At 72.1% G+C, this 22,098-nt stretch carries 22 protein-coding genes and 1 pseudogene; 17 read left to right on the plus strand and 6 right to left on the minus strand.

Annotated elements, in window-relative coordinates; all coding sequences use genetic code 11:
• The first annotated feature begins 494 nt into the window (after positions 1-494).
• Genes ACF1GV_RS34335 through ACF1GV_RS34345 form a run of 3 tightly spaced genes read left to right on the plus strand, consistent with a single transcriptional unit; the run spans position 495 to position 3,789 of the window.
• A complete protein-coding gene (locus tag ACF1GV_RS34335; protein ID WP_391688846.1) occupies positions 495-1,808 on the plus strand; it encodes a hypothetical protein in 1,314 nt (437 codons plus the stop codon).
• Positions 1,805-3,022: a type VII secretion-associated serine protease mycosin gene (gene mycP / locus ACF1GV_RS34340; protein ID WP_391688848.1), complete on the plus strand. Its 1,218-nt coding sequence runs from the start codon at positions 1,805-1,807 to the stop codon at positions 3,020-3,022. The genes ACF1GV_RS34335 and mycP overlap by 4 nt, the downstream gene beginning before the upstream one ends.
• A gap of 35 nt (positions 3,023-3,057) precedes the next feature.
• Positions 3,058-3,789, plus strand: a complete 732-nt coding sequence (locus ACF1GV_RS34345; RefSeq protein WP_391688851.1) for an SseB family protein — start codon at positions 3,058-3,060, stop codon at positions 3,787-3,789.
• 4 nt (positions 3,790-3,793) lie between these two features.
• Here ACF1GV_RS34345 and ACF1GV_RS34350 read toward each other — a convergent pair whose 3' ends face one another.
• The gene (locus ACF1GV_RS34350) at positions 3,794-4,150 is read right to left on the minus strand and encodes a DUF1844 domain-containing protein (protein ID WP_391688854.1); all 357 of its coding nucleotides are present in this window, start codon (positions 4,148-4,150) and stop codon (positions 3,794-3,796) included.
• A gap of 375 nt (positions 4,151-4,525) precedes the next feature.
• On the opposite strand from ACF1GV_RS34350, the gene infC reads away from it, so the two are divergent.
• The 11 genes and pseudogenes from infC to ACF1GV_RS34405 all read left to right on the plus strand — a co-directional run bounded on the left by infC (position 4,526) and on the right by ACF1GV_RS34405 (position 15,019).
• The gene (gene infC / locus ACF1GV_RS34355) at positions 4,526-5,215 is read left to right on the plus strand and encodes a translation initiation factor IF-3 (RefSeq protein ID WP_363265145.1); all 690 of its coding nucleotides are present in this window, start codon (positions 4,526-4,528) and stop codon (positions 5,213-5,215) included.
• Between the two features lie 112 nt (positions 5,216-5,327).
• Positions 5,328-5,522, plus strand: a complete 195-nt coding sequence (gene rpmI / locus ACF1GV_RS34360) for a 50S ribosomal protein L35 (RefSeq protein ID WP_004933563.1) — start codon at positions 5,328-5,330, stop codon at positions 5,520-5,522.
• A gap of 97 nt (positions 5,523-5,619) precedes the next feature.
• The gene (gene rplT / locus ACF1GV_RS34365) at positions 5,620-6,003 is read left to right on the plus strand and encodes a 50S ribosomal protein L20 (protein ID WP_006141703.1); all 384 of its coding nucleotides are present in this window, start codon (positions 5,620-5,622) and stop codon (positions 6,001-6,003) included.
• 203 nt (positions 6,004-6,206) lie between these two features.
• Complete coding sequence (locus ACF1GV_RS34370) at positions 6,207-7,055, plus strand: TrmH family RNA methyltransferase (protein WP_391688858.1); 849 nt, start codon at positions 6,207-6,209, stop codon at positions 7,053-7,055.
• 56 nt (positions 7,056-7,111) lie between these two features.
• Entirely contained in the window at positions 7,112-8,254 is a 1,143-nt protein-coding gene (locus tag ACF1GV_RS34375) for an ATP-binding protein (RefSeq protein ID WP_391688861.1), read from the plus strand.
• A 123-nt stretch (positions 8,255-8,377) separates the two neighbouring features.
• Complete coding sequence (gene pheS / locus ACF1GV_RS34380) at positions 8,378-9,499, plus strand: phenylalanine--tRNA ligase subunit alpha (protein WP_363264936.1); 1,122 nt, start codon at positions 8,378-8,380, stop codon at positions 9,497-9,499.
• Complete coding sequence (pheT, locus tag ACF1GV_RS34385) at positions 9,499-12,012, plus strand: phenylalanine--tRNA ligase subunit beta (protein WP_391688866.1); 2,514 nt, start codon at positions 9,499-9,501, stop codon at positions 12,010-12,012. Before pheS ends, pheT begins: the two co-directional genes overlap by 1 nt.
• A gap of 120 nt (positions 12,013-12,132) precedes the next feature.
• Positions 12,133-12,348 (plus strand): annotated as a pseudogene (locus ACF1GV_RS34390) (serine/threonine-protein phosphatase); the annotation flags it as partial.
• A 260-nt stretch (positions 12,349-12,608) separates the two neighbouring features.
• Positions 12,609-12,827, plus strand: a complete 219-nt coding sequence (locus tag ACF1GV_RS34395) for a hypothetical protein (protein ID WP_391688869.1) — start codon at positions 12,609-12,611, stop codon at positions 12,825-12,827.
• A 208-nt stretch (positions 12,828-13,035) separates the two neighbouring features.
• The gene (locus tag ACF1GV_RS34400) at positions 13,036-14,376 is read left to right on the plus strand and encodes a transcriptional regulator (RefSeq protein ID WP_391688873.1); all 1,341 of its coding nucleotides are present in this window, start codon (positions 13,036-13,038) and stop codon (positions 14,374-14,376) included.
• Positions 14,377-14,482: 106 nt separating this feature from the next.
• Positions 14,483-15,019 carry an NUDIX hydrolase gene (locus tag ACF1GV_RS34405; protein WP_391688876.1) on the plus strand — a complete coding sequence of 179 codons (537 nt, stop codon included), beginning with the start codon at positions 14,483-14,485 and terminating at the stop codon, positions 15,017-15,019.
• On the opposite strand, the gene ACF1GV_RS34410 is transcribed toward ACF1GV_RS34405, so the two are convergent.
• Entirely contained in the window at positions 15,016-15,273 is a 258-nt protein-coding gene (locus tag ACF1GV_RS34410) for a hypothetical protein (RefSeq protein ID WP_391688879.1), read from the minus strand. The two genes, ACF1GV_RS34405 and ACF1GV_RS34410, sit on opposite strands and share 4 nt — an antisense overlap.
• Before the next feature lie 194 nt (positions 15,274-15,467).
• Positions 15,468-16,328, minus strand: a complete 861-nt coding sequence (locus tag ACF1GV_RS34415) for a 3-hydroxybutyryl-CoA dehydrogenase (RefSeq protein WP_363264941.1) — start codon at positions 16,326-16,328, stop codon at positions 15,468-15,470.
• Between the two features lie 168 nt (positions 16,329-16,496).
• Between ACF1GV_RS34415 and ACF1GV_RS34420 the strand changes: the two genes are divergently transcribed.
• Positions 16,497-17,720, plus strand: a complete 1,224-nt coding sequence (locus tag ACF1GV_RS34420) for a glycoside hydrolase family 10 protein (protein ID WP_391688883.1) — start codon at positions 16,497-16,499, stop codon at positions 17,718-17,720.
• 37 nt (positions 17,721-17,757) lie between these two features.
• On the opposite strand, the gene ACF1GV_RS34425 is transcribed toward ACF1GV_RS34420, so the two are convergent.
• The gene (locus tag ACF1GV_RS34425) at positions 17,758-17,973 is read right to left on the minus strand and encodes a DUF1918 domain-containing protein (RefSeq protein WP_363264943.1); all 216 of its coding nucleotides are present in this window, start codon (positions 17,971-17,973) and stop codon (positions 17,758-17,760) included.
• A 176-nt stretch (positions 17,974-18,149) separates the two neighbouring features.
• Here ACF1GV_RS34425 and ACF1GV_RS34430 point away from each other — a divergent pair, with 176 nt between their 5' ends.
• A complete protein-coding gene (locus tag ACF1GV_RS34430) occupies positions 18,150-18,587 on the plus strand; it encodes a GNAT family N-acetyltransferase (RefSeq protein ID WP_391688887.1) in 438 nt (145 codons plus the stop codon).
• Positions 18,588-18,594: 7 nt separating this feature from the next.
• Here ACF1GV_RS34430 and ACF1GV_RS34435 read toward each other — a convergent pair whose 3' ends face one another.
• A complete protein-coding gene (locus ACF1GV_RS34435) occupies positions 18,595-19,038 on the minus strand; it encodes a DUF6314 family protein (protein ID WP_391688890.1) in 444 nt (147 codons plus the stop codon).
• A gap of 132 nt (positions 19,039-19,170) precedes the next feature.
• Between ACF1GV_RS34435 and ACF1GV_RS34440 the strand changes: the two genes are divergently transcribed.
• Entirely contained in the window at positions 19,171-21,645 is a 2,475-nt protein-coding gene (locus tag ACF1GV_RS34440; protein ID WP_391688893.1) for an alpha-L-arabinofuranosidase C-terminal domain-containing protein, read from the plus strand.
• On the opposite strand, the gene ACF1GV_RS34445 is transcribed toward ACF1GV_RS34440, so the two are convergent.
• The gene (locus ACF1GV_RS34445) at positions 21,632-22,078 is read right to left on the minus strand and encodes a carboxymuconolactone decarboxylase family protein (protein WP_391688896.1); all 447 of its coding nucleotides are present in this window, start codon (positions 22,076-22,078) and stop codon (positions 21,632-21,634) included. The two genes, ACF1GV_RS34440 and ACF1GV_RS34445, sit on opposite strands and share 14 nt — an antisense overlap.
• Positions 22,079-22,098: the final 20 nt, after the last annotated feature.

Below are 22,098 nucleotides of genomic sequence, written 5' to 3' on the forward strand. Positions count from 1 at the left end.
TGCCAGACGGGATTACCGCAGGGTAGGGGGACGTTCCGGGCAGATGCCCCGGGCTCCCCGGACTGGTTCCCGTCCGGCCAGGTCCAACCCGTAGAGTGACGCGCAGCGCAGGCGAAGCGATGGTCCGGGGCCGAGGAAACGGGGGGTGCATGAGCACGGAGGCACGCCACGGCGCCCGGTCCCAGCCGGACCGCCCGACGGCCGGCGGGCCGGCCCCGGCGACGGGTTCCGCCTTCGGTCCGGCTTCGGATCCTGCCTCCGGTTCCGCGCCGGATCATGGCTCCGCTTCGAGTCCTGTCTCCGGTTCCGCTTCCGCTCCCACCGGGCGTCGCTCCGCCGGTCCCGCGGCGTCCGCGCCGCGCTTTCCGCTGCTGCGGCCCGGTCCGCCGGCCGACGCCGGACGGGACGCTCCGCCGCCGCCCGCGTCTGCCCGTTTCCCGGACGCCCCGCCGACGATCGGCCGGGGCATAGGCGGCCTGCGCGCGGGCGGGTCCGTGCCGGAGGAGACCCCGGCCGAGACGACCACCCGCCTGCGTCCCATCCCCGCCGCCGACGACGTCGCGAAGGATTCCGGATCGTCGGCCCGAGCCGGTTCGGCCGCTTCCGCTTCGGCCCCTTCCGGCGCCTCCGGTTCGGCCGCCGCTACGGCCTCCTCGTCCTACCTCGGCTCGCCCGCACGCGCCGGGCAGGGCGTGCTGCAGCAGCCTTCCCACGCGCCCGGGGCCGGCCTCGGTGACACGGGTGCGTCGGCCGCGTACCGCGGGGGCCGCCCCGGACCCGACCCCTTCTCCCGGCCGGACCCGGGCCGTACGGGACGCGTCCCCGGCCCGTCCGGCGTCCCGGAGGCCTCCGGGACGCCGTTCGGAGCCGCAGGCGGCGGCTCGCCGGACGGGGTGACCCCCGGCGGCGCACCCGGCCGCCGCCCGCACCCCGCCGTTCCCGCTCCCACCCCCTCGCCCGACCCCGCGCTGTCCTGGAGCACGGGCGGACCGGCACGGCCGCGGGTGTCGTTCGGCCGGCCCGAGTTCTTCGACGACCGGCCCTCCACCGTTCCGGCGCGGATGCGGCGCCACTCCGTCGCGGCCGCCGTGTGTCTCGTCCTCGGCCTCGGGCTCATCGGCGGGGCCGTCACCGGGGCCTGGCTGACCGGCGACTCCGACGACACCGGGAAGGCCGGCACGTTCACCGCGGCCGCCGGACTGTGGCACAACGTGCCCGTCGACCAGCTCTTCCCGCCGAGCGTGTCCGGCCCGAACGCCGGTCCCGGCGGCGCCGACCGCACCTGGACCCGGGTCGCCGTCGCCCCGGACGGCGGCTGCGCCGACGCCTTCGACCCGCTGCTGCGCCAGGCCCTCGCCCCCGTCGGCTGCGCCCGCCTGCTGCGCGCCACGTACACCGACGCCACCCAGAGCTACGTCACCACGGTCGGCCTGCTGTTCACCAAGGCCGACCCGGCCGGCATGCGGGCTCTGAGCACCCGCCTGCGCACCGAGGGCCTCGGCACCCGCCCCGACCTGATGCCCCGCCCCTACGCCGCCGCCGGCACCCCGGCCGCCGGCTTCGGCGACCGGCAGCGCGCCGCATGGACGATCACCGTGCTCACCGACGCCCCCGTCGTCGTCTACGCCGTCTCCGGCTGGGCCGACGGCCGCACCGTCGACAGCCCGCAGCCCGCCCCGGCCACCACGTCCGGCGCCACCACCGCCCCCGTCCAGGCCGGCCTCGGCAACGAGGCGGAGGGCCTGGCCGGCCGCATCGAGAAGAACCTGCGCCACAGCGCGACCTCGCCCACGGAGACGTCGTCATGAGCCGCCCCACCACCGTCGTGCGCGCGGGCCGCACGGGGCTGCTCGCCTGTCTGCTCGCCGGCTCCCTCGCGCTGCTGCCCGCCGCCCCCGCGCACGCCGACGGCATACGGGGCCAGCAGTGGGCCCTGGACGCCCTGCACGCCCAGCAGATCTGGCGCACCACCCGCGGTGAGGGCGTCACCGTCGCGGTCCTCGACACCGGCGTCGAGGCAGACCACCCCGATCTCACCGGCAACGTCCTGACCGGCGCCGACCTCGTCGGCTTCGGCGCCAAGGAGGGCCAGCGGCCCTGGGCCCGGCACGGCACCGCGATGGCCTCGATCATCGCCGGGCACGGTCACGGCCCCGGCGGCGCCGACGGCGTCATGGGCATCGCGCCGAAGGCGAGGATCCTGCCCGTCCGCGTGATCCTGGAGGACAGCGACCCCGACCGCGACCGGGCCCGCCGCACCCGCGGCAACGCCCTCGCCGAGGGCATCCGCTGGGCCGCCGACCACGGCGCCGACGTCATCAACCTCTCCCTCGGCGACGACTCCGCCTCCGCGCACCCCGAGGCCGGTGAGGACGAGGCCGTCCAGTACGCCCTGAAGAAGGGCGCCGTCGTCGTCGCCTCGGCCGGCAACGGCGGGGAGAAGGGCGACCACATCTCCTACCCGGCGGCCTATCCCGGCGTCATCGCCGCCACCGCCGTCGACCGCTTCGGCACCCGCGCCTCCTTCTCCACCCGCCGCTGGTACGCCACGGTCAGTGCCCCCGGCGTCGACATAGTGATCGCCGACCCCGACCACCGCTACTACCAGGGCTGGGGCACCTCCGCGGCCTCCGCGTTCGTCTCCGGCTGCGTCGCGCTGATCAAGGCCGCCCACCCGGGACTGACCCCGGCCCAGATCAAGCAGCTGCTGGAGCAGACCGCCCGCAGCGCGCCCGTCGGCGGCCGCGACGACTCCCGCGGCTTCGGGTTCGTCGACCCGGCCGCCGCCATCAAGGCGGCCGCCCGTCTAGAGCCGCAGGGCCTGCGCTCGGCGGCCTACGGCGAGAAGTACTTCGGTGAGGGGCCCGAGTCCGCCCGCGAAAAGGACGACACCAGCGACTGGGCGGCCCCGCTCGCGGGCAGCGTCGGCGGAGTGCTGCTGGTCGTGGCCGTCGTCCTGTGGCGGGGGCGGCGCCGGGAGGACGACTGGCGGGGCCGGCCCGGGGAGTACGACGCCCTGTGAACGCCGCCCCGGCCCCACCACGTAGGGTCGGGACCGTGGCGAACAAGAACATTCCCGACCCGGGCTTCTCCGACGACGACGGCTCCGCCGACCCCCGGCTGAGCGCCGCGCTCGCCGCCTGGGCCGAGGACCGCACGGCCGTCGCTCCCGTTCTGGCCGCGCTCAAGGGCGCCCGGCTGCTCGTGCCGGTGGTGGCCGTGCTGGGCGAGGTCGAGGAGGACGAGAACGGGCTGCGCCGCGAGAAGAGCTCCGACATGGCGGTGCCGACCCTGAAGGCCGGGAACCGGACCGCGCTGCCCGCCTTCACCTCCACCGACTCCCTGGCCCGCTGGGATCCGGCGGCCCGCCCCGTCGCCGTACCCCTGCACCAGGCGCTGCAGGCCGCCGCGCACGAGAAGGCCGACACGGTCGTGCTCGACCTGGCCGGGCCCGTGCCGTTCGAACTCACCGGCCCCGCGCTGCTCGCGCTCGCCGAGGGCCGCACCAGCACCGACCCGCTCGCCGACCCGGCGGTGCTCGACGCCGTCCGCACGGCCGTGGCGGCGGAGCCGGCCGTGCTGCGCGCCCACCTCGGTCCCGGACAGGCCGACGGCACCCTCGCCCTCGTTCTCGACCCGGCCGCCGCGCCGGCCGAGGCCGCGCGTGCGGTCGCCGGGCGGCTGGCCGCCGACGAAACGCTGAGGGCCCGCCTGGTGCGCGGCCTCGACCTGGCAGTCCTGCCGGCCTCGGCCACGCCTCCGGGCGAGCCCCTGTACGTACGCGGATGAACTGCTAGCCGTAGACCGGACCGGTGTACTTCTCGCCCGGCCCCTGGCCCGGCTCGTCCGGGACGATCGACGCCTCGCGGAAGGCCAGCTGCAGCGACTTCAGGCCGTCGCGCAGCGGCGCCGCGTGGAAGGAGCTGATCTCGGTCGCGGACGCGTCGAGCAGACCGGCGAGGGCGTGCACCAGCTTGCGGGCCTCGTCCAGGTCCTTGTGCTCGTCACCCTCCTCCGTCAGGCCGAGCTTCACCGCGGCGGCGCTCATCAGGTTGACGGCGACCGTCACGATCACCTCGACGGCGGGGACCTCGGCGATGTCGCGGGTCATCGCGTCGAAGTCGGGGGACTCAGGAGGGGTCTCACTCATGTCCCACACGATAGGCCCCGGACCACGGCGATTCGCACCACCCCCGGGTAGCTGCTAACCTTGTGTGACGACCGGCCGGACACGCACATGAGCAGGACAGTGTGGACGGCCCACAAGTGGAGGCTCCGAACTCCCACCTGATCGTCCTCCGGGACGGCGGGTCATCCGGTCAGACGGCCACCATCGTTCCGTACGGACGATGGAGTCGTCCGAAAGCGCGCCCCGCGATGTGTCGCGGCGGTGCTCCGGTAGTGCGAGGAGCCCCGCCTGTGATCGTCCGGGGCATTTTTTCTGCTTCGGCGCGGTTGGTCTCAGGAAAACAGACATACGCGGCTGTCCGCCAGACCGCCGCGTTGGTGCTACCGAGGAGGATCCATCAGCGCCGAGCCCCGCATCAACGACCGGATTCGCGTTCCCGAGGTGCGACTTGTCGGTCCCAGTGGCGAGCAGGTCGGCATCGTGCCGCTCGCGAAGGCACTGGAGCTTGCTCAGGAGTACGACCTCGACCTGGTTGAGGTAGCGGCGAACGCCCGTCCGCCCGTGTGCAAGCTCATGGACTACGGGAAGTTCAAGTACGAGTCGGCCATGAAGGCCCGTGAGGCGCGCAAGAACCAGGCGCACACGGTCATCAAGGAGATGAAGCTCCGGCCGAAGATCGACCCGCACGACTATGACACCAAGAAGGGTCACGTCGTCCGGTTCCTCAAGCAGGGCGACAAGGTCAAGATCACGATCATGTTCCGTGGTCGCGAGCAGTCCCGGCCCGAGCTGGGCTACCGGCTGCTGCAGCGCCTCGCGGAGGACGTCCAGGACCTCGGTTTCGTCGAGTCGAACCCGAAGCAGGACGGCCGCAACATGATCATGGTTCTCGGTCCGCACAAGAAGAAGACCGAGGCGATGGCCGAGGCCCGCCAGGCGCAGGAGGCCCGCAAGGCCGAGGCGAAGGCGAACCCCGGTAAGTCGCAGAACGCCGCGGACCCGGACGCTGTGAACGCCGAGGCCCACGACGAGGACCTTGCCGAGGACCTTGCCGAGGCACCTGCCGAGGCTTCCGCCGAGGCGTGATCCCGGGGGACACCCGTCCCCAAGGATGTAACCGATACAAGAGCGACGCTCCACCGTGCCCGGTTTCAGCGACCGGGCACCGGAGCGCCACCGACGAGGAGAGAACGGCGCTATGCCGAAGAACAAGTCGCACAGCGGTGCCAGCAAGCGCTTCAAGGTCACCGGCTCCGGCAAGGTGCTCCGTGAGCGCGCCGGCAAGCGCCACCTGCTCGAGCACAAGTCGTCCCGCGTGACGCGTCGCCTCACCGGCAACGCCGAGATGGCCCCGGGCGACGCCGCGAAGATCAAGAAGCTTCTCGGCAAGTGACGTACGGGCGCCACTGAGCGCCGTACGGCTGGACCGGGACCCAATCGATTCCGGGCCGTGTGAGCACACCCACGGCCCCGCTACAAGGAGTTAACAAGTGGCACGCGTCAAGCGGGCAGTCAACGCCCACAAGAAGCGCCGGGCGATCCTCGAGCAGGCCTCCGGCTACCGCGGTCAGCGTTCGCGCCTGTACCGCAAGGCCAAGGAGCAGGTCACCCACTCGCTGGTCTACAACTACAACGACCGCAAGAAGCGCAAGGGTGACTTCCGCCAGCTGTGGATCCAGCGCATCAACGCCGCTGCCCGCGCCAACGGCATCACCTACAACCGCTTCATCCAGGGTCTGAAGGCCGCGAACGTCGAGGTCGACCGCAAGATCCTGGCCGAGCTGGCGGTCAACGACGCGAACGCGTTCGCGGCGCTGGTCGAGGTGGCGCAGAAGGCGCTGCCGTCGGACGTCAACGCGCCGAAGGCCGCGTGACGCTGCGCTGGCTCTGAGCCGACGTTCACTGCAGGACCCGCAGGCTGTGCGCTTGCGGGTCCTGTTGTTGCGGTTCGTCTGTCGTCGTTCGGCTGCGGGTCCGTGGTGGCCGGTCGCGCAGTTCCCCGCGCCCCTGGGTCGGCTGTAGCGCCGCAGTCCAAGACGCGCTGCACGTTGAAATTCTCGTGAAGGTGAAGAAGAGGATGCCTCCCGTCAGCCCTGAGCTGATCTCGCCCCGTTCCCCCCGAGTTCTCGCCGCTCGGCGGCTGGCCAAGCGGAACTTCCGGGGGAAGGAGCGGCTGTTTCTCGCGGAGGGGCCGCAGGCCGTGCGGGAGGCGGCCGGGCACGCGGACACGCTGGTCGAGCTGTTCGCCACCGTGGAGGCCGCGGAGCGCTACGCCGACATCATCGGCGAGGCCCGCACCGCCGGCGCCCGCATCCACCTCGCCTCCGAGCAGGTCATCGAGGACATCTCCACCACCGTGACGCCGCAGGGGCTCGTCGGCGTGTGCCGGTTCCTTGACACCCCCTTCGAGGAGATCCTCGAGCGCCGGCCCCGGCTCGTCGCCGTCCTCGCCCACGTCCGCGACCCCGGCAACGCCGGCACCGTGCTGCGCTGCGCCGACGCCGCCGGTGCCGAGGCCGTCGTCCTCACCGACGCCTCCGTCGACCTGTACAACCCGAAGGCCGTCCGCGCCTCCGTCGGCTCCCTCTTCCACCTGCCCGTCGCCGTCGGCGTCCCCGTCGAGCAGGCCATCGACGGACTGAAGGCGGCCGGGGTGCGCATCCTCGCCGCCGACGGGGCCGGGGACCGCGACCTGGACGAGGAGCTGGACAAGGGCACCATGGGCGGGCCGACCGCCTGGGTGTTCGGCAACGAGGCCTGGGGCCTGCCGGCGCAGACCCGCGCCCTCGCCGACGCCGTCGTCCGCGTCCCCATCCACGGCAAGGCCGAGAGTCTGAACCTCGCGACCGCCGCAGCCGTATGTCTGTATGCGTCGGCCCGTGCACAGCGCGCCTCCGGAGGGTGCCGCTCCGTCACCGGGAGCTAGTAGGGTGACCAGCTCGAGGGCCTGCTGCCCAGCTGCCTGAGAGGTGGGATACGGGGATGAGCGTCGGCACCAGCAGCGCACCGGGAGCACGGGACGTGCGGCGAGCGCCCGCGCCCCGGCCGCCCGGTGATCCCGCCGCGTCCGGCATCGACCCCGACGACCTGCCCGACGGCCTCGTCGTCGCCGACGAGCACGGCCGCGTCGTCTGCTTCAACGCGGCCGCCGAGCGGATCACCGCCACTCCCGCCGCCGAGGCCCTCGGGCAGCCGCTGGAGAAGGCCCTGCCGTTAGAGGACCTGGAGGGACGGCGCTGGTGGCAGCTGACCGACCCCTACGGCGGCCTCGCCATCCGCACCCGGCAGCCCGAGCGCAACCTCCTCCTGCCCGGCGGCCACGAGGTGCTCGTCACCGTCCGCTATGTGCGCGCCGAGCCCGCCGGGCCCGTGCGGCGCGTCGTCGTCCAGCTGCGCGACACCGAGGCCCGCCGCCGTACCGAGCGCAGTCACGCCGAGCTGATCGCCACCGTCGCCCACGAGCTGCGATCCCCGCTCACCTCCGTGAAGGGCTTCACCGCGACCCTGCTGGCCAAGTGGGAACGCTTCACCGACGACCAGAAGCGGCTGATGCTGGAGACCGTCGACGCCGACGCCGACCGCGTCACCCGCCTGATCGCCGAGCTGCTGGACATCTCCCGGATCGACTCCGGCCGGCTGGAGGTGCGCCGCCAGCCCGTCGACATCGGCGCCGCCGTGGGGCGTCACATCCAGGCCTACGTCGCCGCCGGCCAGCCCGCCGACCGTTTCCTGCTGCGCCTGGAGCAGCCGCTGCCCGACCTGTGGGCCGACCCCGACAAGATCGACCAGGTGCTCAGCAACCTGATCGAAAATGCCGTGCGCCACGGCGAGGGAACCGTCACCATCGACATCACGGCCACGGCGTCCCCCCGCGAAGGGGAGGAGGCCGGCACGTCGGTCACGGTGAGCGACGAGGGGCCCGGCATCCCGGAGGAGTCGATGAACCGCGTATTCACCCGCTTCTGGCGGGGCAGCAAGCGCGGCGGCACGGGTCTCGGGCTGTACATCGTCAAGGGCATCGTCGAGGCCCACGGCGGCACGATCACGGTCGGCCGCGCCCAGCAGGGCGGCGCCGAATTCCGATTTACGCTGCCCGTGGCGGCGCCGGCGTATCTCGCCTGGTGACCCACGGGCGCATTCGTATACCTCCACCCCGTTAGACTCGGCCTTTGGCACCTTTGTGTCCTTCACACGGCCCACCAACGGTCACGGGGACCATCCGCCAGCCAATCGGAAGCACGGGAAGAGATGTCGGCACCGAATAAGTCGTACGACCCTGTCGAGGTCGAGGCGTTGAAACCGGAAGAGATCGAGCGCATGCGGGACGAGGCGCTTGCCGCCTTCGCCGCCGCGGACTCCCTCGACGCGCTCCAGGAGGCCAAGGTCGCCCACACCGGCGGCACCTCCCCGCTGGCGCTGGCCAACCGCGAGATCGGCGCGCTGCCCCCGCACGCCAAGGCGGCCGCCGGCAAGCTGGTCGGCCAGGCCCGGGGCGCGGTGAACAAGGCCCTCGCCGCGCGCCAGGTCGAGCTGGAGGCCGAGCGGGACGCGCGCGTACTGGTCGAGGAGGACGTGGACGTCACGCTGCCGTACGACCGCGTACCGGCCGGCGCCCGCCACCCGCTCACCACGCTCTCGGAGCGCATCGAGGACATCTTCGTGGCCATGGGCTACGAGGTGGCCGAGGGCCCGCAGGCCGAGGCCGAGTGGTTCAACTTCGACGCGCTCAACATCGGCCCGGACCATCCGGCCCGCGGCGAGCACGACACGTTCTTCGTGGCGGGCCCCGAGGGCGGCACCGAGTCCGGCGTGGTGCTGCGCACCCACACCTCGCCCGTGCAGATCCGCTCCCTGCTGGAGCGCGACCTGCCCGTCTACGTGATCTGCCCCGGTGTCGTCTACCGCACCGACGAGCTGGACGCCACGCACACCCCGGTGTTCCGCCAGGTCGAGCTGCTCGCCGTGGACGAGGGCCTGACCATGGCCGACCTCAAGGGCACCCTGGACCACATGGTCCAGTCGCTGTTCGGTGAGGGCATGAAGACGCGGCTGCGGCCGAACTTCTTCCCGTTCACCGAGCCGTCCGCCGAGATGGACATGGTCTGCTACGTCTGCCGCGGCGAGTCCGTCGGCAACCCGGACCGCCCCTGCCGCACCTGCTCCTCCGAGGGCTGGATCGAGCTGGGCGGCTGCGGCATGGTCAACCCGCGGGTGCTGACCGCCTGCGGTGTCGACCCGGAGAAGTACAGCGGCTTCGCCTTCGGGTTCGGCATCGAGCGGATGCTGATGTTCCGCCACAACGTCGAAGACATGCGAGACATGGTCGAGGGTGACGTCCGGTTCACCCGGCCCTTCGGGATGGAGATCTGATGCGGGTCCCGCTTTCTTGGCTGCGGGAGTACGTCGACCTGCCGGCGACGGAATCCGGCCGTGACGTCCAGGAGAAGCTCGTCTCGGCCGGTCTCGAGGTCGAGACCGTCGAGCAGCTCGGTGCCGACCTCAAGGGCCCCCTGGTCGTCGGCCAGGTGCTGACCATCGAGGAGCTGACGGAGTTCAAGAAGCCGATCCGCTTCTGCACCGTCGACGTCGGCCAGGCCAACGGCACCGGCGAGCCGCAGGAGATCATCTGCGGCGCCCGCAACTTCCAGGCCGGCGACAAGGTCGTCGTGGCCCTCCCCGGCGCGGTGCTGCCCGGCGACTTCCAGATCGCCGAGCGCAAGACCTACGGCCGGATCTCCCGCGGCATGATCTGCTCCAGCGACGAGCTGAACATGGGCGACGACGGCACCAAGGGCATCATCGTCCTGCCGCCGGAGACCGAGATCGGCAAGGACGCCGTCGAGCTGCTGGAGCTGGTCGACGAGGTCCTCGACATCGCCGTCACCGCCAACCGCGGCGACTGCCTGTCCATCCGCGGCGTCGCCCGCGAGACCGCCATCGCCTACGGCCTGCCGCTGCGCGACCCGGCCCTGCTCGACGTGCCCGCCCCGAACGCCTTCGGCTACCCGGTGCAGGTCCAGGACCCGATCGGCTGCGACCGCTTCACCGCGCGCACCGTCACCGGTCTGAGCCCCGAGGCCCGTTCCCCGATCTGGCTCCAGCGCCGGCTGCAGAAGGTCGGCATGCGCCCGATCTCGCTCGCCGTCGACGTCACCAACTACGTGATGATGGAGCTGGGCCAGCCGCTGCACGCCTACGACCGCAACCTGGTCCAGGGCGCCATCGGCGTACGCCGGGCGGAGGCGGGCGAGAAGCTCGTCACGCTCGACGGCGTGACCCGCACCCTCGACGCCGAGGACCTGGTCATCACCGACGAGCGCGGGCCGATCGGCCTCGCCGGCGTCATGGGCGGCGCCAACACCGAGATCGCCGATCACGACGATGTGGAGAACGCCTCCACCGACGTGGTCGTCGAGGCCGCCCACTTCAACGCGGTGTCCATCGCGCGCACGGCCCGCCGCCACAAGCTGTCCTCAGAGGCCTCCCGCCGCTTCGAGCGCGGCGTCGACCCCGCGGCCGCCGCCGCTGCCGCGCAGCGCACCGTCGACCTGCTGGTGATCCTCGCGGGCGGCACCGCCGAGGCCGGCGTCACCGAGGTCCTCGCGCCCTCCGCGCCGCGCACGATCGCCATCCCGGCGGACCACCCGGACAAGGTCGCGGGCGTCACCTACGGCCGCGAGGTCGTCGTGCGCCGCCTGCAGGAGATCGGCTGCGACGTCTACGGGCAGGACGAGCTCATCGTCACCGTCCCGTCCTGGCGTCCCGACCTCACCGACCCGAACGACCTGGCCGAAGAGGTCATCCGCCTGGAGGGCTACGAGAACCTGCCCTCCACGCTGCCCAAGCCGCCGTCCGGCCGCGGTCTCACCCACCGTCAGCGCCTGCACCGCCGCGTCGGCCGCGCGCTGGCCGGGGCCGGCTACGTCGAGGCGCCGAACTACCCGTTCGTCTCCGAGCAGGTCTTCGACCAGCTCGGCCTGGAGGCCGACGACCCGGCCCGCCGCGTCGTCAAGCTCACCAACCCGCTCAACGACGAGGAGCCCGCTCTGCGCACGTCGCTGGTGCCGGGCCTGCTGGGTGCCCTGCGCCGCAACGACGGCCGGGGCTCGCACGACCTCGCCCTCTTCGAGACCGGCCTGGTCTTCCACCCGCGCGCCGAGCAGAAGACCGCCGCCGCGCTGCCCGTCGACCGGCGTCCCACCGACGAGGAGATCGCCGAGCTCGACGCCGCGCTGCCCGAGCAGCCGCGCCACGTCGCCGCCGTCCTGGCGGGCGCCCGCGAGCAGGCCGGCTGGTGGGGCGCGGGCCGCCCGGCCGGCTGGGCCGACGCCATCGAGGCCGCGCGGGCCGTCGCCCGTGAGGCCGGTGCCGAGCTGATCGTCCGCAAGGGCGCGTACGGCCCGTGGCACCCCGGCCGCTGCGCCGAACTGGCCGTCGTGGCCGACGGCGAGGAGCAGGTCATCGGTCACGCGGGTGAGCTGCACCCGCGCGTGGTGAAGACCCTCGGCCTGCCCGAGCGCACCTGCGCGATGGAGCTGAACCTCGACGCGCTGGAGCAGGTCGGCGACGACACCCCGCAGGCGCCGCGGATCTCGACCTTCCCGGTCGCCACGCAGGATGTCGCCCTCGTCGTGGACAAGCCCGTCCCGGCCGCCGAGGTCGAGGCCGCGCTGCGCGAGGGCGCGGGTGAACTCCTCGAGTACATCCGGCTGTTCGACGTCTACGAGAACGCCGAGCAGCTGGGCGACGGCAAGAAGTCGCTGGCGTACGCGTTGCGTTTCCGCGCGGGGGACCGGACGCTGACGGTGGATGAGGCGTCGGCTGCTCGGGACGCGGCCGTTGCGCTGGCCGCTGAGCGTACGGGAGCTGTGCTGCGCGGCTAGTCGCCCTGGGGACTGCGTGGTTTGCCGGGTGCGGGTATCGCCGTGGCTGGTCGCGCAGTTCCCCGCGCCCCTTTCAGGGGCGCTCCGGTCCCGTCACTCATCCGGGTGCCGTTTCGCCAGTACGAGGTCGTCGCCACCGAACACGGCGTCCGCGCCGTCACCGGCGTCGTGCGCGGCCACGGGCTCTCGGCGCTCGGCACGGTCGCCGCGGTCCTCGGCAGCTTCCGCGAGGCCGCGCACGACGAGCCCGGTCTCGGTGGCGTCCCGCGCCGCCTGGACCGGGCGCCGGCCCGGCACCTGCGCGAGCACGCCCGCGCCGAGCACCCCTCGGCAGGTCGGACGGTGAGTCCGCTCAGGGGTGATCGGCGATGCCCGTACCGCGCCGATCAGTGCTGCCCGTAGCGGGAAGAAGCGGCTGTGGCGGTCCCGGGCGTCTTCCGCGCCGTCGGGGAACAGGACGAGCATCTCGCGCGGCAGCCGGGGGACGCAGGACAAGGCGGGCAGGTCGGCCGGGAGCGGGAAGGGGCCCAGGGGGGCAGCGGATCGGAACGGGCCAGCGGTTCGACGCGCGGACCGCCGAGGCGGTACGGCCAGTGGTGACCGCAGTCGAGGGCGTGGACCTGGCCGGCGCGGGCGATCTCCAGGAGCAGCACGGTGACGAACTCCTCGGCGACCGGGGTGTCCGGGAAGACATCGCCCTGCTCGTCCTCGGAAACGAACGGCTGCCGCAGCCGGCCTCCAGGGGCGCGGGGAACTGCGCGACCGGCCACCACGCACCCGCACCCGGCGAACCACCGGTAGCCCAGCGGCGCTGAATCGCACCGCCACGCCGCCGGCCGGGCCACCGCTTGAAGAGGGGGAGCCGGAGGCCCGGCCGGGCCTCTTGCGAGGCGACCCATGAAACCCCGCCGAACACGCGGAGCGACACCGCGCGCACACCCTGGATATGCGTATTGCGAACACACCCCGTGTGAAGCGGAACGCACTACTCTGTCGGGCACCGAGCCACCCGGGGGGCCACCCATGCAGCCCAACACACTGCTCGACGCGATCCTGGACGAGGCGGGCATCTCGCACGCCGGCCTGGCCGCGCACGTCAACCAGGCCGGCCGGGCCCGCGGACTCGCCCTGCGCTATGAACACACCGCCGTGGCCCGCTGGTTGAAGGGCCAGCGGCCGCGCGGCCAAGTACCCGACCTGATCTGCGAGGTGCTCGCGGGCCGGCTGCAACGTCCCGTCACGCTCGACGACATCGGACTCGGCGTCCCGGGCGAGCCGCACACCCCGCACGGCACCTCCCTGTCCGGCTTCGTGGAGCGGGCGACCGCCCTGTGGCGGTCCGACGAGCAGCAGCGCCCGCACCTGCTGGGCGCCCCCGCGGTCACCGGCACCCCGGCCGTGATGCCGGTGTGGGAGTGGGAGAACCCGCCGGAGGACGTGGACGTCTCGCGCGGTGGCCAGCATCGGGTCACCCCGGCCGACATCGAGATGCTGCGCGCCGCCCGCGCGCACTACGAGCAGATGTACCGCAAGACCGGCGGCGTCGCGACCCGCTCACGGATCGTCGGGTTCCTCAACGCCGAGGCCGCGCCGCTGCTGCGCGGCGGCTACACCGACGCGACCGGCCGCCAACTGCACCGCGCCACCGGCGGTCTGGTGGCCGTCGCGGGCATCTGCGCCTACGACTCCGACGCGCACGGCCTCGCCCAGCGCTACTTCCACCAGGCGCTGCGGCTCGCCAAGGCCAGCGGCGACCGGGGGCTCGGGGCGTACGTGATAGCGCTGCTGGTCAACCAGTCGCTGTTCATGCGCGAGTACCGGCAGGCCGTCGCCTTCGCCGAGGCCGCGCTGCGGGCCGCCGACCGGGACATCACCCCCGCGCTCGCCTCCGATCTGTACGCGATGCAGGCGAAGGCGTACGCGCACCTCGGTGACGGTGGCAGCGCGCTGTCCTGCATCCGGCGGGCCGAGCAGGCCGCCGAGCACATCCGGCGCGGTCAGGAACCCGACGAGACCGGCTATGTCCAGCCGGGCCTGGTCAATGTGCAGGTGGCGGAGGCACTGCTGAGCCTCGGCGAGCTGCGGGCGGCGGCGGAGCACGCGACGGCGGCGGTGGACACCCCGGCCCACGACCGCGGCCGGGTGCACCGGCTGGCCATGCTCAGCACGATCGAGCTGCGCCAGGGCAACGCCGACAAAGCGGTGGCGACGGCCGTGCAGATGGCCGAGCAGGCCCGCGGGATGGAGTCCCAGCGGCTGCGCGACCGGCTCAGAGCGGTGCGCGAGCACCTGGTGCGCAGCGGCTGTGCGGGCACGGCCGAGGCGGCCGAACTGATCGACGGGGCCCTGTGCGTGCCGCTGTGATCCCCGCCCGGGCGCCGGCGCTGCCACCCGCTCCGGTCCCGGCCCTGTGGGCCTGAGAAGTCCCTGCTGCGATATTGCCCCTTACCCGACGGAAGGCGGCAGAACCGTGCAGTGGACGAAACAAAACGAACAAACCGTGTATGCAAACCGGTGGTTCAGTGTGAACCTCGCCGATGTCGAGTTGCCGGACGGCCGGCATCTCGACCACTTCCTGATCCGCATGCGGCCGGTGGCGGTGGCCACCATCGTCAACGAGGCGGACGAGGTACTGCTGTTGTGGCGCCACCGCTTCATCACCGACAGCTGGGGATGGGAACTGGCGGCCGGCGTCGTGGAGGACGGCGAGGACATCGCCGCCGCGGCCGCCCGCGAACTTCAGGAGGAGACCGGCTGGCGGCCGGGGCCCCTGCACCACCTGATGAGCGTGGAGCCGTCCAACGGCCTCACCGACGCCCGGCACCACATCTACTGGTCCGAGCGGGGCGAGTACGCCGGGCATCCCGTGGACGACTTCGAGTCGGACCGCCGGGAATGGGTCCCCCTCAAAGTCGTCCCCGACCTGATCGCGCGTGGGGAGGTCCCGGCCGCCAACATGGCGGCCGCGTTACTCCTGCTGCACCACCTCAGGCTCGCGGAGGGCTAGCGAGCCAGCACCTGCCAGGCCGCCACGATCAGCGCCCCGAGGGCGGTCACGGCGGCCAGCGAGGGCAGCGGCCAGCGGGCGTGCTCCAGACTGGCGAGCCGGCTGTTCAGCTCGTCCAGCTCCTTGGCGGTCTCCTCGGTGCGATGGCTGAGCAGGGCCAGCCCGCCCTCGACGCGGGCGTACGCCACGTCGAGCCGGCGTCGTAACTCTGCGAGTTCTCCTGGGGCGACGGGATGGCCTAAGTCGGCGCTCACGTGTCCACTCCTTTCCGTGGTCGAAGGGGCGCAGGGTGCGTCCCTTGCATGCGCATGAAGAGTGAACTCGCCTGGTGGGCGCAGGGGGAGAGTGTGCGAGGGGCATATGCGTGCCCGGCGCGCACACGGTGTGTGATACGGACGGGCCCGGCACCTGTGAAGGTGCCGGGCCCGCTACACGTCGCGCAGAGTTATCAGGCGTAGGTGTAGAAGCCGGAGCCGGTCTTGCGGCCGAGCCGGCCCGCCTCGACCATGCGCTGCAGCAGCGGGGGAGCGGCGTACAGCGGCTCCTTGTACTCGGCGTACATCGAGTTCGCGATCGACACGACGGTGTCCAGGCCGATGAGGTCCGCGAGCTTCAGCGGGCCCATCGGGTGGGCGCAGCCCATCTCCATGCCGTTGTCGATGTCCTCGCGCCCGGCGATGCCCGACTCGAACATGCGGATCGCGGACAGCAGGTACGGCACCAGCAGCGCGTTCACGATGAAGCCGGAGCGGTCCTGGGCGCGGATGGTGTGCTTGCCGAGCACCTTCTCGGCGAAGATCTGCGCGCGGCTCAGCGTGCCCTCGGACGTGGTCAGCGCCGGGACCAGCTCGACCAGGTTCTGCACCGGGGCCGGGTTGAAGAAGTGGATGCCGACGACATGGTCGGGGCGTGCGGTGGCGACCGCCAGCTTCACCAGCGGGATCGAGGACGTGTTGGACGCCAGGATCGCGTCCGGGCGGGTCACCACCTGGTCGAGCACCTGGAAGATCTCCGTCTTCACCTGCTCGTTCTCCACGACCGCCTCGACGGTGAGGTCACGGTCGGCGAACTCGCCGAGGTCGGTGGTGAAGCTCAGCCGCGCCTGGGTCGCGTCCCGCTCCTCCTCGGTGATCTTGCCGCGCTCGGCGGCCTTGGCCAGGGAGTTGAACAGCCGGGTACGGCCGATCTCCAGGGCCTCGCCGTTGGTCTCGGCGACCTTCACGTCCAGACCGGCGCGCGCACACACCTCGGCGATGCCGGCGCCCATCTGGCCGCAGCCCACGATTCCGACGCGCTCGATGTCGGTCACATCGTCCCCTTCGCTGATCCACGGCACTGGCAGGACCTCCGGGTCGGATGCCTGCTCCGATCGTGCACGTTACCGCGAAGTATCGATGATCGATCGACGGGGTGCGGCATCCTGAACAACCGGTGACAATCCGTGACCGTACGAATCCAGAAGGTAGGGGTTTCCGCGATGGGACGACTGACGAGGCGGGCGTTCGCGGCGGCCGCGCTGTCGACGCTGGCGCTCGGCGCCGCACCGGCGCGGGGCCAGGGCCACGCCCGGGCCACCACCGAGATGCGGGGGATGTGGCTGGCCACCGTGGAGAACCGCGACTGGCCATCGGAGCCCGGGCTGAGCGCGGCGCGGCAGCGCTCGGAGCTGCTCGCCCACCTGGACGCGGCGGTCGGCCGGCGGCTGAACACGGTGATCTTCCAGGTCCGGCCGACGGCCGACGCGCTGTGGCCCTCACCGTACGAACCGTGGTCGCAGTACCTCACCGGGGTCCAGGGCAAGGACCCCGGCTGGGATCCGCTCGGCACGGCCGTCACCGAGGCCCACGCCCGGGGTCTGCAGCTGCACGCCTGGTTCAACCCGTTCCGTATCGCCAACCACACCGATCCGGGCCGGCTCGTGGCCGGGCATCCGGCCCGCAGGCATCCGGACTGGGTCGTGACCTACGGCGGCAGGCTCTATTACAACCCCGGGCTGCCCGAGGTGCGGACCTTCGTGGAGGACGCCATGCTCGACGCGGTCCGCCGCTACCCGCTCGACGCGGTCCACTTCGACGACTACTTCTACCCCTACCCCGTGGCCGGGGAGACCTTCGACGACGACGACGCCTACGACGCGTACGGCGGCGGCTTCCCGAGCCGCGCCGCCTGGCGCCGGCACAACATCGACACCCTGATCCGCGAGACGGGCTCCCGTACCCGGCAGATCCGCCCCACCACGCAGTTCGGTGTCAGCCCGTTCGGGGTATGGCGCAACGCGTCCACCGACCCGGCGGGCTCGGACACCCAGGGCGGTGTGCAGTCGTACGACGATCTCTACGCGGACACCCGGACGTGGGTGCGCCAGAACTGGATCGACTACATCGTGCCGCAGCTGTACTGGAACATCGGCCTGGCCGCCGCCGACTACGCCGTGCTCGTGATGTGGTGGGCCGGCGTCGCCAAGGGCACGGCGACGAAGCTGTACGCGGGGGAGGCGCTGTACAAGGTGGGGGACCCCGCCCAGTCCGCCGTCTGGCAGGACCCGGCGGAGCTGTCCCGCCATCTCACGCTCACGAAGAAGTACCCGCAGGTGCGCGGGCACGTCTTCTTCGCCGCGAAGGAGGTCGCCGCAGATCCGCTCGGGGCGATGACGCGGGTGGTCGCCGACCACTACGGGCAGCCGGCGAGTCCTCCCCGCTGACCTGCGGGCCCCGCGCCGACCTGCGGCGTCCGCGCGGCTACGGCATCTGGGGCATCTGGGGCATGCTGGTCGCCCGGTGACGGATCTCGGTGTCCGGGCCGGGCGAGCACACGCCCTCGTGGCCGTCGTCGAAGCGGACGCGGTAGGGCGGGTTGCCCTCCTGGCCCAGGACTTCGACGATCTCGCCGACCTTGTCGTGTTGACCGACCACCCTGCCGTGCTGGACAAGCTGGTCGCCCACGGTTGCGTGCATCGTGTGGGGCCTCCTCACCATGTGCGGGAGCGGCAGCACCGGCCACACCAGTGTGGGCAGCGACCGGGCCGACTGCAACCGGCCCGGGAGACCCGCCGAGACTCCGTGACGACCGGCCCGGGAAGCTCGCCGAAACTCCGTGGTGGGGGGCCCGCCCGCTCTGCCAGGATCCCGGCATGACCGACACCCCGCCGCTCGCCGACGGCTACGAGATCTCCACCGCCCCGGCCCGCCTCGACGTCGCCCGCGTGCACCACTGGCTGTCCACCGACGCCTACTGGGCGCTCGGCCGCGCGCGCGAGCAGCAGGAGAGCGCCATCGCCGGTTCGCTGAACTTCGGCGTCTACGGCACCGCGTCGGGCGAACAGGTCGCCTACGCCCGCGTCGTCACCGACCGGGCCACCTTCGCCTGGCTGTGCGACGTGTACGTCGACCGCTCGGCGCGCGGCAAGGGCATCGGTACGGCGCTGGTGGCCGCCGTACGCGAGCACCTGCGGCCGTACGGGCTGAAGCGGATCATGCTCGCCACGCACGACGCGCACGGCGTCTACGAGAAGATCGGTTTCCGGCCGCTGGACCGGCCGGACCAGTGGATGACGCTGAGCTTCGAGTGAGCCCCGGTCAGTCTCCGCGGGTGTAGTGCGTCGTCAGCACCAGGTCCTTGGCGGGGCCGCGCACCCGCCACACCGTCCGCCAGCGGCCGGCGTCGCGGACGGTGAACTCGCCCCGGTAGAGGTCGGCCGCGCACGGGTGGCCGGCGATGTACCGGCCGCTGCCGAGGTCCAGGTCGTGGAAGGGGCGGCCGTCGGCGAAGCGCACGTCGGCCGTGCCGGGGGTGGCGCCGGGCAGGAACCGCAGCGTGCGCTCGGCGGGGCGGGCGACGCCCTGCCAGGCGAACGTGCCGGACTCGACGTGCAGCAGCCCGCCGCCCTCCAGCGGTTGGAAGTCCGTGGTGCCGTCGAACCGGCCCTCGCAGCCGCTCGCCAGGTCGCGCACCGAACGTTCGACCTGCCAGTTCCCGGCCAGGTAGGCCAGTACGTCTGGAACCGGCCAGAACTCACCCATCACGCCGTTCTCCGTGGTTGCTGCACGACCCATTGACGCGTACGCGCCCCCTCCCTATCTTGCCGTTCGAAGTTCTGATCGCCGTCTGGTATTTCGAACAGCTCCCCTGGAGCAAGAGCCGCGGAGTATCCCTTGCCACGCACCCGCTTCAGACTCGGTCTCGGCGTCACCGCCCTGCTGGCGGCCTCGGCGCTGCTGCCGGTTCCCGCGCAGGCCGCCCCGGTCGCCGACTACACGATCACCGTCGACCCCACCGCGCGGGGCGCGGCGATCGACGACACGATGTACGGCGTCTTCTTCGAGGACATCAACCGTGCCGCCGACGGCGGCCTGTACGCCGAACTCGTGCAGAACCGGTCCTTCGAGTACTCCACCGCCGACAACCGCTCCTACACCCCGCTCACCGCCTGGACGGTCGACGGCAGCGCACAGACGCTGGACGACGACGGCCGCCTGAACGAGCGCAACCGCACCTACCTCTCCCTGGCCGCCGGCTCCTCGGTCACCAACGCCGGCTACAACACCGGCATCCGCGTCGAGGCCGGCAAGACGTACGACTTCTCGGTGTGGGCCCGCGCCGCGAGCGGCACCACCCTCACCGTCGGCCTCCAGGACGCCGCCGGCCCGCTGGCGAGCGCCCGCAAGGTCGCGGTCCGCGGCGGCTGGGCCAAGTACAGCGCCACCTTCACCGCGGGGCGCACCAGCAGCTACGGCCGCCTCACCGTCGCCACCCCGGCCGCCGCCGCGCTCGACATGGTCTCGCTCTTCCCCCGCGACACCTACCGGCACGAGCCCAACGGGCTGCGCAAGGACCTCGCCGAGAAGGTCGCGGCCCTGCACCCCGGTTTCGTCCGCTTCCCCGGCGGCTGCCTGGTCAACACCGGCTCCATGCAGGACTACAGCGAGGCCTCCGGCTGGCAGCGCACCCGCGCCTACCAGTGGAAGGACACCGTCGGACCGGTGGAGCAGCGGGCCACCAATGCCAACTTCTGGGGTTACAACCAGAGTTACGGCCTCGGCTACTACGAGTACTTCCGTTTCGCCGAGGACATCGGCGCGATGCCGCTGCCCGTCGTCCCCGCCCTGGTCACCGGCTGCGGTCAGAACAAGGCCGTCGTGGACGACGCGCTGCTCAAGCGGCACATCCAGGACACCCTCGACCTGATCGAGTTCGCCAACGGCCCGGCGACCTCCAAGTGGGGCAAGGTCCGCGCCGGGATGGGTCACCCCGAGCCCTTCCGTCTCACCCACATCGAGGTCGGCAACGAGGAGAACCTGCCGGACGAGTTCTTCGCCCGCTTCCAGCAGTTCCGCGCCGCGATCCAGACGGCGTACCCGGACGTGAAGGTCATCTCCAACTCCGGCCCGGACGACAGCGGCACCGTCTTCGACACCGCCTGGAAGCTGAACCGCGAGGGACACGTCGACCTGGTCGACGAGCACTACTACAACAGCCCGCAGTGGTTCCTGCAGAACAACGACCGCTACGACTCCTACGACCGCCAGGGGCCGAAGGTCTTCCTCGGCGAGTACGCCTCCCAGGGCAACGCCTGGCAGAACGCCCTGTCCGAGGCCGCGTACATGACCGGCCTGGAGCGGAACGCGGACGTCGTCAAGCTCGCCTCCTACGCGCCGCTGTTCGCCAACGAGGACGCCGTGCAGTGGCGGCCCGACCTGGTGTGGTTCAACAACCACGCCTCCTGGGGCTCGGCCAACTACGAGGTCCAGAAGCTGTTCATGAACAACACCGGCGACCGGGTCGTCCCGTCGAAGGCGTCCGGCACACCGAGTGTCAGCGGCCCGATCAGCGGTGCGATCGGCCTGTCGACGTGGGCGACCAGCGCGGCGTACGACGACGTGAAGGTCACCGCGGCCGACGGTACGGCGCTGTTCGGTGACGACTTCTCCGGTGACGCGTCGCGATGGACCCACACCGGCGGTGGCAGCTGGAGCGTCCAGGACGGCCAGTACGTCCAGACGGACGCGGCCGCCGAGAACACCATGGTCCAGGCAGGCGACCCCGCCTGGCACGACTACGACCTGCATGTGAAGGCCACCAAGAAGTCCGGCAAGGAGGGCTTCCTCGTCGCCTTCGGCGTGAAGGACACCGGCAACTACTACTGGTGGAACCTCGGCGGCTGGAACAACACCCAGTCCGCCGTGGAGCAGGCCACCGACGGCGGCAAGAGCACGCTGCTCACCAAGGCCGGGACGATCGAGACGGGCCGCGCCTACGACCTCGACGTCAAGGTGCGCGGCCGCCAGGTCACCCTCTTCCTGGACGGGCAGCAGTGGGGCGGCTTCACCGACGACAAGCCGGCCGAGCCCTTCCGCCAGGTGGTGACGCGGGACGCGGCCACCGGTGACCTGATCGTCAAGGTGGTCAACGCCCAGGACACGGCCGCCCGCACCGCGCTCGACCTGGGCGGGGCGAAGGTCGCCTCCCGGGCGACGGCGACGACCCTCGCGGCGGCGCCGGACGCGGTGAACAGCGAGACGAACACGCCGGTCACCCCGGTGACCTCGACGGTGACCGGGGTCGCCGCGAGGTTCACGTACACGTTCCCGGCGAACTCGGTCACCTTCCTGCGGATCAGGCGGAAGTAGCCGGGGGTTCCTGTGCGGGCTGCTGCCCGACCGGCAGCAGCCCGCGCTCGGCGAAGACTTTCTTCGCCACGAACGTGGCGTTCAGGGCGCGGGGGAAGCCACAGTACCCGGCGGCATGCAGCATCGCCTCGACGATCTGCTCGGGCGTGAGGCCGACGTTCAGCGCCGCGTTGACGTGCACCTCGAGCTGCGGCTCGCAGCCGCCGAGCGCGGTGAGCATGCCGAGGGTCACCAGCTGGCGGTCGCGCGGCACCAGCTGGGGCCGCTGGTAGATCTCTCCGAAGCCCCAGGCGACGATCTGGTGGCCGAGCTCGGGACTGATGTCGGCGAGCGAGTCGATGACCCGCTGCCCGGCCTCGCCGTCGACACTCCTGAGGACCTCGAGGCCCTGCGCGAAGCGCTCGTCACGGGTGGTGCTGTGCTGGTTGGTCATGACCAGAACCGTAGGAGTTC

It is taken from the genome of Streptomyces sp. NPDC014006 (assembly GCF_043088925.1).
In the GTDB taxonomy this organism is placed as follows: Bacteria; Actinomycetota; Actinomycetes; order Streptomycetales; family Streptomycetaceae; genus Streptomyces.

What these genes read in the sequence shown, in the direction of transcription:
- mycP (WP_391688848.1), top strand. Translation starts at nt 1,805, where the DNA reads ATGAGCCGCCCCACCACCGTCGTGCGCGCGGGCCGCACGGGGCTGCTC.
- ACF1GV_RS34350 (WP_391688854.1), bottom strand. Translation starts at nt 4,150, where the DNA reads ATGAGTGAGACCCCTCCTGAGTCCCCCGACTTCGACGCGATGACCCGC.
- rpmI (WP_004933563.1), top strand. Translation starts at nt 5,328, where the DNA reads ATGCCGAAGAACAAGTCGCACAGCGGTGCCAGCAAGCGCTTCAAGGTC.
- ACF1GV_RS34370 (WP_391688858.1), top strand. Translation starts at nt 6,207, where the DNA reads ATGCCTCCCGTCAGCCCTGAGCTGATCTCGCCCCGTTCCCCCCGAGTT.
- ACF1GV_RS34375 (WP_391688861.1), top strand. Translation starts at nt 7,112, where the DNA reads ATGAGCGTCGGCACCAGCAGCGCACCGGGAGCACGGGACGTGCGGCGA.
- pheS (WP_363264936.1), top strand. Translation starts at nt 8,378, where the DNA reads ATGTCGGCACCGAATAAGTCGTACGACCCTGTCGAGGTCGAGGCGTTG.
- pheT (WP_391688866.1), top strand. Translation starts at nt 9,499, where the DNA reads ATGCGGGTCCCGCTTTCTTGGCTGCGGGAGTACGTCGACCTGCCGGCG.
- ACF1GV_RS34400 (WP_391688873.1), top strand. Translation starts at nt 13,036, where the DNA reads ATGCAGCCCAACACACTGCTCGACGCGATCCTGGACGAGGCGGGCATC.
- ACF1GV_RS34420 (WP_391688883.1), top strand. Translation starts at nt 16,497, where the DNA reads ATGGGACGACTGACGAGGCGGGCGTTCGCGGCGGCCGCGCTGTCGACG.
- ACF1GV_RS34425 (WP_363264943.1), bottom strand. Translation starts at nt 17,973, where the DNA reads ATGCACGCAACCGTGGGCGACCAGCTTGTCCAGCACGGCAGGGTGGTC.
- ACF1GV_RS34430 (WP_391688887.1), top strand. Translation starts at nt 18,150, where the DNA reads ATGACCGACACCCCGCCGCTCGCCGACGGCTACGAGATCTCCACCGCC.
- ACF1GV_RS34435 (WP_391688890.1), bottom strand. Translation starts at nt 19,038, where the DNA reads ATGGGTGAGTTCTGGCCGGTTCCAGACGTACTGGCCTACCTGGCCGGG.
- ACF1GV_RS34445 (WP_391688896.1), bottom strand. Translation starts at nt 22,078, where the DNA reads ATGACCAACCAGCACAGCACCACCCGTGACGAGCGCTTCGCGCAGGGC.